Source organism: Paracraurococcus ruber, from assembly GCF_004353985.1.
GTDB lineage: Bacteria > Pseudomonadota > Alphaproteobacteria > Acetobacterales > Acetobacteraceae > Paracraurococcus > Paracraurococcus ruber.
Genome location: NZ_SMOA01000227.1, coordinates 1 through 8,883, shown reverse-complemented (window position 1 = coordinate 8,883; position 8,883 = coordinate 1). Strand labels below are relative to the sequence as shown.

General features: G+C 73.5%; 9 protein-coding genes. 7 read left to right on the top strand and 2 right to left on the bottom strand.

Annotation, left to right across the window (positions count from 1 at the left end):
* The first annotated feature begins 196 nt into the window (after positions 1-196).
* From E2C05_RS25055 to E2C05_RS25045, 3 genes are all read left to right on the top strand, one after another.
* The gene (locus E2C05_RS25055) at positions 197-1,309 is read left to right on the top strand and encodes an amidohydrolase family protein (protein WP_133222376.1); all 1,113 of its coding nucleotides are present in this window, start codon (positions 197-199) and stop codon (positions 1,307-1,309) included.
* A 34-nt stretch (positions 1,310-1,343) separates the two neighbouring features.
* The gene (locus tag E2C05_RS25050) at positions 1,344-2,456 is read left to right on the top strand and encodes an amidohydrolase family protein (protein ID WP_200306577.1); all 1,113 of its coding nucleotides are present in this window, start codon (positions 1,344-1,346) and stop codon (positions 2,454-2,456) included.
* A 66-nt stretch (positions 2,457-2,522) separates the two neighbouring features.
* A complete protein-coding gene (locus tag E2C05_RS25045) occupies positions 2,523-2,936 on the top strand; it encodes a Rieske (2Fe-2S) protein (protein WP_133222375.1) in 414 nt (137 codons plus the stop codon).
* Between the two features lie 8 nt (positions 2,937-2,944).
* Here E2C05_RS25045 and E2C05_RS25040 read toward each other — a convergent pair whose 3' ends face one another.
* Together E2C05_RS25040 and E2C05_RS25035 are read right to left on the bottom strand one after the other, a co-directional pair.
* Positions 2,945-3,250, bottom strand: coding sequence for a hypothetical protein (locus tag E2C05_RS25040; RefSeq protein WP_133222374.1), 306 nt, complete (start codon positions 3,248-3,250; stop codon positions 2,945-2,947).
* A 149-nt stretch (positions 3,251-3,399) separates the two neighbouring features.
* Complete coding sequence (locus E2C05_RS25035) at positions 3,400-3,693, bottom strand: ribbon-helix-helix domain-containing protein (protein WP_133222373.1); 294 nt, start codon at positions 3,691-3,693, stop codon at positions 3,400-3,402.
* Positions 3,694-3,775: 82 nt separating this feature from the next.
* Here E2C05_RS25035 and E2C05_RS25030 point away from each other — a divergent pair, with 82 nt between their 5' ends.
* From E2C05_RS25030 to E2C05_RS25015, 4 genes are all read left to right on the top strand, one after another.
* Positions 3,776-4,858, top strand: coding sequence for an apurinic/apyrimidinic endonuclease family protein (locus tag E2C05_RS25030; RefSeq protein ID WP_205083054.1), 1,083 nt, complete (start codon positions 3,776-3,778; stop codon positions 4,856-4,858).
* A 40-nt stretch (positions 4,859-4,898) separates the two neighbouring features.
* Complete coding sequence (gene secG, locus E2C05_RS25025; protein WP_133222371.1) at positions 4,899-5,213, top strand: preprotein translocase subunit SecG; 315 nt, start codon at positions 4,899-4,901, stop codon at positions 5,211-5,213.
* A 236-nt stretch (positions 5,214-5,449) separates the two neighbouring features.
* A complete protein-coding gene (locus tag E2C05_RS25020) occupies positions 5,450-7,084 on the top strand; it encodes a CTP synthase (RefSeq protein WP_133222370.1) in 1,635 nt (544 codons plus the stop codon).
* A 275-nt stretch (positions 7,085-7,359) separates the two neighbouring features.
* The gene (locus E2C05_RS25015; protein ID WP_133222369.1) at positions 7,360-8,274 is read left to right on the top strand and encodes a hypothetical protein; all 915 of its coding nucleotides are present in this window, start codon (positions 7,360-7,362) and stop codon (positions 8,272-8,274) included.
* Positions 8,275-8,883: the final 609 nt, after the last annotated feature.

The following is an 8,883-nucleotide window of genomic DNA, read 5'->3' as shown; positions in this document are numbered from 1 at the left end:
GCCCGCGGCCGGCGGCGGGTCGGCGCCGCGGCGCTTGCCCCGGCCCGAAGGGAACCGCCAGGATGCGGGGTCGCGGCGCCCGGCCCGGGCGGCAGGGGCCCGCCGCGCGCCGCCCATGGTCGATTGACCAGGCCACCGCTTGCCCCCCTGCCGCGTTGGGGCTGATATGCCAGCGGGGATGGAGACGGGAGAGGGCATGTTCGGCGGCGTTCGCATCCTGGAAGGCCGGCCTGTCGATTGCGACCTGCACCCCATGGTGCCGGGGATGCAGGCGCTGGTGCCCTACATGGACGCGTTCTGGGCCGACCAGGTGACCGAGCGCGGCATCACCACGCTCGACAGCCAGTCCTGGCCGGTGAACTCCCCGAAGACCATCCGGGCCGACTGGCGCGGCGCCAATGGCCGCGGGGCGGACAGCGTCGAGGCGCTGCGCACCCAGGCGCTGGATCCCTTCGGGTCGGAATTCGGCATCCTCAACCCGCTCTACGGCGTGCAGCTCGTCCTCAGCCAGGACATGGCAGTGGCCTTCACCCGGGCGCTGAACGACTGGACCCGGGCGGAGTGGCTGGACCGTGACGACCGGCTCCGCGCCTCCATCGTGCTGCCGATGCAGAGCGTGGCGGCGGCGGTGGAGGAGATCGAGCGGCTGGCGCCCGACCGGCGCTTCGTGCAGGTGCTGGCCCTGGCGCTGGGCGAGAACCCGCTGGGCAAGCGGCAATACTGGCCGATCTGGGAGGCCTGCGTGCGGCACGGCTTGCCGCTGGGCATCCATGCCGGCAGCGCCTACCGCCATCCGCAGACCTCGGTCGGCTGGACGTCCTGGTACCTCGAGGAATACGCCGCCAACCAGCAGGGCTTCCAGAGCACGCTGGCCAGCCTGATGACCGAGGGCGCGCTGGTGAAATTCCCCGCGCTCAAGGTGGTGCTGCTGGAGAGCGGCGTGACCTGGCTGCCCGCCTTCCTCTGGCGGCTGCAGAAGACCTGGAAGGGCGTGCGCTTCGAGATCCCCTGGGTGGACCGGCTGCCGGCCGAGATCATCCGCGACCAGGTGCGGCTGACCGTGCAGCCCTTCGACGCGCCGGCGGACGCCGTGCCGCGCGTGCTGGACCATTTGCGGTCGGACCGGATGCTGCTCTGGGCCTCCGACTGGCCGCACTGGCAGTTCGACGGCGACGCGGCGATCCCGGCCGGCTTCCCCGAGGCGCTGCTGCCGAAGCTGCTGCGCGACAACGCGCTCGAGACCTATGCCCGTCTTTCACCCCCGATCGCGGACCGCCCGATCGCCGACCGCCCAGAGCGCGTCGCGTGACGGGGCGCCCCGCCATGGCTGAGGGAGTTCCCGCATGATGAACGTCATCCAGCCCATCCAGGTGCCGGGCAAGCCGCCCGCCGCGACGCTCGGCCTGATCGACGTGGACATCCATCCGCGCCCCAAGGCCATCACCGAGTTCAGGCCCTTCCTGTCGGAGCGCTGGTGGCAGCACCTGCAGACCTGGGGCATGCGCCAGCGCCACGGCTTCACGGGTGGCCAGCCGCCCTTTCCCAAGGCCCAACCACTTGCGTCGCGGCGCGACGCCTGGCCGCCGAATGGCGGCACGCCGGCCTCCGACCTCGACTTCCTGCGCTTCCAGCTGCTCGACAACTACGGGATGGATGTCGGCGTGCTGAACCCGCTGCAGCCGAGCGGGCAGGGCGACCGCAACGGCGCCTTCTCCGCCGCCATGGCCCACGCGGTGAACGAGTGGCAGCTGGAACACTGGCTGCGCAAGGAACCGCGGCTGCGCGGCAGCATCGTCGTGCCCTATGAGGACCCGCAGGCCTCGGCCGCCGAGATCCGCAAGCGCGCCGGCGACCCGAATTTCTGCCAGGTGCTGATGATGAGCCGCACGGCCGAGCCCTGCGGCAACCCGCGCTACTGGCCGATCTACGAGGCGGCGGCCGAGGCCGGCCTGCCCGTCGCCTTCCACGCCTTCGGCTACAGCGGCTGGGCCATGACCAATGGCGGCTGGCCGAGCTTCTACATCGAGGAGGTCAGCGAGCACGCGACCTCCTGCCAGAACCAGGTGATCTCCCTGGTGGTGGAGGGCGTGTTCGAGCGCTTCCCGGCGCTGAAGGTCATTCTCATCGAATGCGGCTTCGCCTGGCTGCCCGCCGTCGGCTGGCGGCTGGACCAGGCCTGGAAGAGCCTGAAGTCCGAGGTGCCGCACCTGACGCGCCTGCCCTCCGAGCAGATCCGCCAGCATGTCTGGGTCTCCACCCAGCCGATGGAGGAGCCGGAGCGAGGGCCGCACCTGCTCGACATCTGCGAATGGGTCGGCTGGGACCGGATCCTCTTCGCCTCCGACTACCCGCACTGGGATTTCGACGATGCGCGGTCGGCGATGCCGGGGGTGATCCCGGCCGAGAAGCGGGCGGCGATCTACGGGGGCAATGCCAAGGCGCTGTACGGGCTGTAGGAGCGGGGGGAGAGAGGGACCTCTCCCCCTCCCGAGCCCCCTCTCACCTTTTTCTGCGAGTCTGCCGTGCCCAAGCTGGTCGTAGGTCCGGTGTCCGAGATTCCGCCGGGCGGGCGGAAGCTGGTGGAGGCCGACGGCAAGCGTATCGTCGTCTTCAATCTCGCGGGCGAGTTCTTCGCGCTGTCCGACCGCTGCCCGCACCAGGGCGGCAGCCTCTGCGCCGGGCTGGTCAGCGGCCATGTCGAGAGCCCGGAGCCGGGCGTGTACCACTATGCGCGGCGGGGCGAGATGATCCGCTGCCCCTGGCACTACTGGGAATTCGACATCCGCACCGGGAAAAGCTGGTTCGATCCGAAGCGCGTGCAGGTGCGGCAATTCCCGGCGCATGTGGAGAGCGGGGCGGCGCTGGTGGAGGGGCCCTACACCGCCGAGACCTTCCCGGTGCGGGTCGAGGATGCCTATGTCGTGGTGGAGGCCTGAGCGTCCCGCTACGGCGCGACGCCGCGGATCTCGATGACCCGCGGGTTGCGCGCCGCCAGCGCCTCCGCCTCCCGCAGAACCCTCTCCCGCAGCGCCCTGTCCGCCAGCGCCACCATGCCGCGCTCCGCCTCTCGCAGCCGCGGGAACCACGCCTCCGTCAGCAGCACCCGCGCCAGGCAGCGCAGGTCCAGGTGGAAGGGCCGCTGGTTCACCCGCTGCGCCGCCGCGGCGTCGAACTCGATGACGCCCACCGGCAGCCCCGGCCCGGCGCCGCGCCAGCGGCCGGAACTGCTGTAGGCCAGCAGAATCTGCACCCCCTGCCGCCCGACCCGGTGGCCGAGCACATAGGCGATGTGCGGCGCCGGCCCGGGCTGGTCCGGCCGGTGCTCCGGCGGGCCGAAGGGGAAGTTGGTCCAGACGAAGGCGCCCTCGGGGAAGGGCGCCCCGGGCGGCGCGGCGATCGTCAGTCCCCGCCGAACAGCCGGTCCAGCGTCGCCGCCCGGCTTGCATGCCGCGCCGCGTCTTCATCGGCCTCGCGCGCCACCATGCCCTCCGCCGCCCCGGCCAGCGCCGGGTCCACGAAGACCCGCACCACCCGCTCGGCCTCGTCCCGCGCCGCCAGGTCGCGCTCCACCAGCTGTTCCAGATAGGCCGAAGCCGAGCGGTGCTCCGCCTCGGCGATGCGTCGCACGCGGTCCAGCAGGTCGGGCGCCAGGCGGACGGTCAGGCCCTGGCGCGACGTGTTCGCGTCACTCATGCCCGCAATATGCATCACTCTGATGCAGCCTTCAAGCGCCATCCTCCCGAACCCTTGCCCGCCACCCCGCGTTCGCGCCCCCATGCGAATCGGCTGGTGCTGCAAGTTTGTCCCCCCGCCCGGCGACCCGCGCCCGGCCACGGCCCTGAACCTCCGCGACACCACCGTCGCCGCCCTCTCCCGCCTCTCCCCCGCCCAGGCGACGGCGAAGCTCCTCGCCCTCGTCCGGCATAACCTCGACGCCCTCGCCGCGCAGGTGGAGGAAGCCGCCGCCGCCCCGCCGCTCGAACGCTGCCTGCGCATCATCAGCAGCGTCCTGCCCTGCTACACCCACCCTGTCGCCCGCCCGCGCTATGACGACCCCGCCCTGCGCGCCGTCATCGAGACCAGCCTCCCCGCCATCGGCGCCCGGGCCCGCGCCGCCGGTGTCCGTCTCTCCATGCATCCCGGCCAGTTCTGCGTCCTCTCCACCGCCAACCCCGCGGCGCTCGACAACAGCGTGGCCGAGCTCGACTACCACACGGAGATCATGGCCCTGCTCGGCCTCGCCGGCGGCTGGCATCCCATGGGCGCGCATATCAACATCCATGGCGGCGCCCGCGCCCCGGGCACCGAGGGCTTCCGCTGCGGCCATGCCCGCCTCTCGCAGGCCACCCGCGACCTGCTGACGGTCGAGAATGACGAGACCGCCTATGGCCTCGAGGACCTGCTGCCGCTGGCCGACCTGCTGCCCATCGTGCTCGACCTGCACCACCACTGGTGCTTCACCGGCGGCGCGCACATCGCCCCCGACGACCGCCGCATCGCCACCATCCAGGCAAGCTGGCGCGGCACCCGCCCGATGGGGCACCTCTCCGCCCCGCGGCAGGACCTGCTGCCCGCCGGCCTCGACCCCGACACGCTGCCGGACTTCCAGGCCCTGCGCGTCGCCGGCCTGCCGGCGCGGGAGATGCGCCGGCATTCCGACCGGATGTGGAACCGCGCGATCAATGCCTGGGCGCTCGGCCACCTCGCCTGGACGGACCTGGAGGTGGAGGCGAAGGCCAAGAACCTGGCCAGCCACGACCTGGCGGAAGCCCTGGCGACCGCCGCACCGCCCCCCGAAACGCCCCCCAGATCGCCCTTGGGGCGGCGAAGGGTGGCGGGGGCTGCCGCCAGCCGCTAGAAGGCCGGCTCACGCCGTCCCGGACCCGCAGCGCAGCCCCATGGCCACCGTCCTCCTCATCATCCACCTCTTCGTCACGCTGGCCCTGATCGGGGTGGTGCTGCTGCAGCGCAGCGAGGGCGGCGGGCTCGGCATCGGCTCCTCCCAGGGCATGGGCGGGTTCATGACCGGCCGCGGCACGGCCAACCTGCTGACCCGCACCACCGCCATCCTGGGCACGGCCTTCTTCGTGCTGTCCCTGACGCTGGCCCTGCTCGGCCGCGGCACCGGCGCGCCACGCTCGCTGCTCGATTCGCCGCCGCCGGCCGCCGCCCCCACCGCGCCGGCCCCGGCGCCGAGCGTGCCGACGAACTGACGTCGCCGCAGGGGGGCGCCTGACCCCCATCGAACGCGCCCGTTCGATCCCCTGCCAAGGGCCGAAGGGCCCTAGGACCCCTTGAGTCATCGCCTCGGCGATAAGCCCACGCGGGAGTCCGGGGGGCGCCCGACCCCCGGCGGGGGATGCAAGGGGGCAGCGCCCCCCGGCGACGCATGGCGGCCCGGCGTTGCGCCGCTGGCGGCGGCGCCCGCCCCGCGCTAAGGAGGCGGCCCATGGCGCGGTACGTATTCATCACCGGCGGCGTGGTCTCCTCCCTGGGCAAGGGCATTGCGGCAGCGTCGCTCGGCGCGCTGTTGCAGGCCCGCGGCTACAGGGTCCGGCTCCGCAAGCTCGATCCCTATCTCAACGTCGATCCGGGCACGATGAGCCCGTATCAGCACGGCGAGGTCTTCGTCACCGATGACGGGGCGGAGGCCGACCTCGACCTCGGGCATTATGAACGCTTCACCGGCGTGCATGCCTCGAAGGCCGACAACTGGACGACGGGGCGGATTTACTCCGACGTCATCGCCGCCGAACGGCGCGGCGACTACCTGGGCGGCACCGTCCAGGTGATCCCCCACATCACGGACAAGATCAAGGAAGTCGTCCAGGCCGAGGTGGACGGCTACGACTTCGTCCTGGTCGAGGTGGGCGGCACGGTCGGCGACATCGAGTCGCTGCCCTTCCTGGAAGCCATCCGGCAACTGGCGAACGAGATGGGGCCGCAGCGCAGCCTCTTCGTCCATCTCACCTTGCTGCCCTACATCCCCTCCGCCGGGGAGCTGAAGACCAAGCCGACGCAGCATTCCGTGAAGGAGCTGCTCGGCCTCGGCATCCAGCCGCAGATCCTGCTCTGCCGCTGCGACCGGCCGATCCCGGAGAATGAGCGGCGCAAGATCGCGCTGTTCTGCAATGTCCGCCCCGAATCGGTGATCCCGGCGCTGGATGCCGGCACCATTTACGACGTGCCCATCCAGTACCATGCCGAAGGCATGGACCAGGAAGTGCTACGCCATTTCGGCCTCTCCGCCTATGGCGAGCCGGACATGAAGCGGTGGGAGAGGATCGTCCAGGCGATCAAGCAGCCGGAAGGCGAGGTCACCATCGCCGTCGTCGGCAAGTACACGAACCTGCTCGACAGCTACAAGTCGCTGGCCGAGGCGCTGACCCATGGCGGCATCGCCCACAACGTCCGGGTGAAGCTCGACTGGGTGGATTCCGAGGTGTTCGAGCAGGACGGCGCCGCCGTCGCCCGGCTGGAAGGCGCCAGCGGCATCCTGGTGCCCGGCGGCTTCGGCGAACGCGGCACGCCCGGCAAGCTGGAAGCAGTGCGCTTCGCCCGCGAACGCAAGGTGCCCTTCTTCGGCATCTGCTTCGGCATGCAGATGGCGGTGATCGAGGCGGCGCGGAACCTCGTCGGCCTCAAGGGCGCCAGCTCGACCGAATTCGGCCCCTGCGAGCATCCGGTGGTCGGGCTGATGACCGAATGGCTGCGCGGCAATGCGCTGGAACGGCGCAACGCCGCCGGCGACCTCGGTGGCACCATGCGCCTCGGCTCCTACCTCGCCCGGCTGTCCGACGGGTCGCTGGTGCAGAAGGTCTATGGCGGCGCGACCGAGATCAGCGAGCGGCACCGCCACCGCTACGAGGTGAACGTCACCTACAAGGACCAGCTCGAGGAAGCGGGGCTGCGCTTCTCCGGCATGTCGCCCGACGGCGCCCTGCCCGAGATCGTCGAGTATCCCGACCATCCCTGGTTCATCGGCGTGCAGTTCCACCCGGAGCTGCGCAGCAAGCCCTTCGACCCGCACCCGCTGTTCCGCGGCTTCATCGGCGCGGCGGTGCGGCAGGCCAGGCTGGTCTGACGGCGGCGGGCCGGGGGCGGTTCGCGCCTTTGCCCGGCCGCGCCCGCCGCGCCAGGTCATCGCGGCAGCAGGCCATCGCGGCGGCGCGTCTGCGCGCCGCGCCGCCATCCGGTCCGGCCGGACGCCGCCGCCCGGCCGCCGGTGGCCCCGCCCGGGGCCCGATTCATGGGGCACGATCCATGGGGCCCGATCCGTCCGGCACATGACAGCTCCTTAGCTTGACGCGGCGGCGGCGGGCGGCGTCACTGCCGCGCCCTTCCGGAGCGCTCGTCCGCATGCCCCTGCGCCGCCTGGTCCTTGTGCTGCCCCTGCTCGCCGCCGCCTGCGCCGGGCGGGACAACCCGCCGCCCGCGCCGCTCGCCCTCCGCCTCGGCACCGCGCTGGAGGCGGCGGACCCGGCCGCCGATGCCGTGATCCTCCGCATGGATGGCTTCGAGCGGCTGGCGCGGCGGGAGGACGCCGCCATCGCCTTCGCCGCCGGGCCTGCCCGCGGTCGCGCCGCCGCGCCCCCGGCAGCCCCCGGCGCTGCGGCCGAGGCGGCCGGGCAGGTGCTGATGCCGGCCTTCACCGCCCTCGGCGACTATGCGCATGGCCTGGCGCAGCTCGCGGCCGGGGACCCGGTGTCGCCGCGCACCGGCCCCGCCGGCGCGCAACTGGCGCGGGCGGCGGAGGAGGGGCTCGGCGCCGTGCAGGCGGCCAGCGGCACCGTGGTGCCGGCCCCGGTGCGCAGCGCCGGCCTGGCCGGCATCGCCGCCCTGTCCGACCTGCCGGACCGCATGGCGGGGGCCGCCGTGCCGGCCATGCTGGCCGAGGCCGCGCCGCATGTCGCGGCCGTCGCCGGCCTGCTGCGGACGGTGATCGGCGCGCAGCCTGGCCAGGGCACCCGCGGCGCCATCCGCGCCCGGCGGGAGGGGCTGGACGCCCTGCATGACCGCTTCCTCGGCGCCGTCGCTGCCGATCGGCGCCTCGGCCCCGGGGAGCGCTACGCGATCTGGCGCAGCGTGGCCGAGCTGCGGGAGGGCGACCCGGCGCCGGGCAGCTTCACCGCCCTGGTCGAGATGCTGGACCGGCTGGAGGCGGCGCATGCCGCGCTGCTGGCCGGCGGCCCCGGAGCGGAGCCGGCGGTGGCGGGCTTCGAGGCGGCGGTGGCCCGCCTGGCCGCCCTGGCCGAGGCCGGCCGCCGCGGCTGATCCTGGCGGCCGTCGATCGTGACCGGTCGCCGGCCCTTCACCGACGGGCGGCCTGCCGCGCCAGGCCGGGCGACACGCCTTGGGCCGCGGCGCCCGCCGTGGCGTCCGGCCTGGCTGGCCCGGTCGTGCCGCTGGTCCGAAACCGCGCGACGGCCTGCCCGCTGGCGCCCTGCGCCGCCGGGGCGGGGCAGGACCGGTTGCGGCCCCAATGCGCGACGCCGCCGGGTCTGCCCCGTCGTGCCTGGCGTGGCCGCCACGCCGCGCCGCGATCCAACCTCGGCCAGGCGCCGCAGCGCCTGCCGGTCGCGCGACGCGGCGGCCATCGCACAGGCGGGGACCGACGACCCGGCAGGGGGATCGACCGCGGGCCGGCATTGCCGGCACCATGCGCTTCGCCAGGGTCGTCCGCGGCGCCCAGGCCGGCTGGCATGCCGGCCGCGCCGCGGCGCTGCCGGCGGCCGGCGCCTGGACCGGGTGCCCCCGCAGGGCTGGCGATCATGGCGTGTCGAGCCGGTCCGGCCGGTGCGATCCGCCTCCCCCGCGGGGGGGCGCGGCGGTCGCCCGGCGCGCCGGGGCCTGGCCGCCCGCCGACGACCCTGGCAGGCCGCG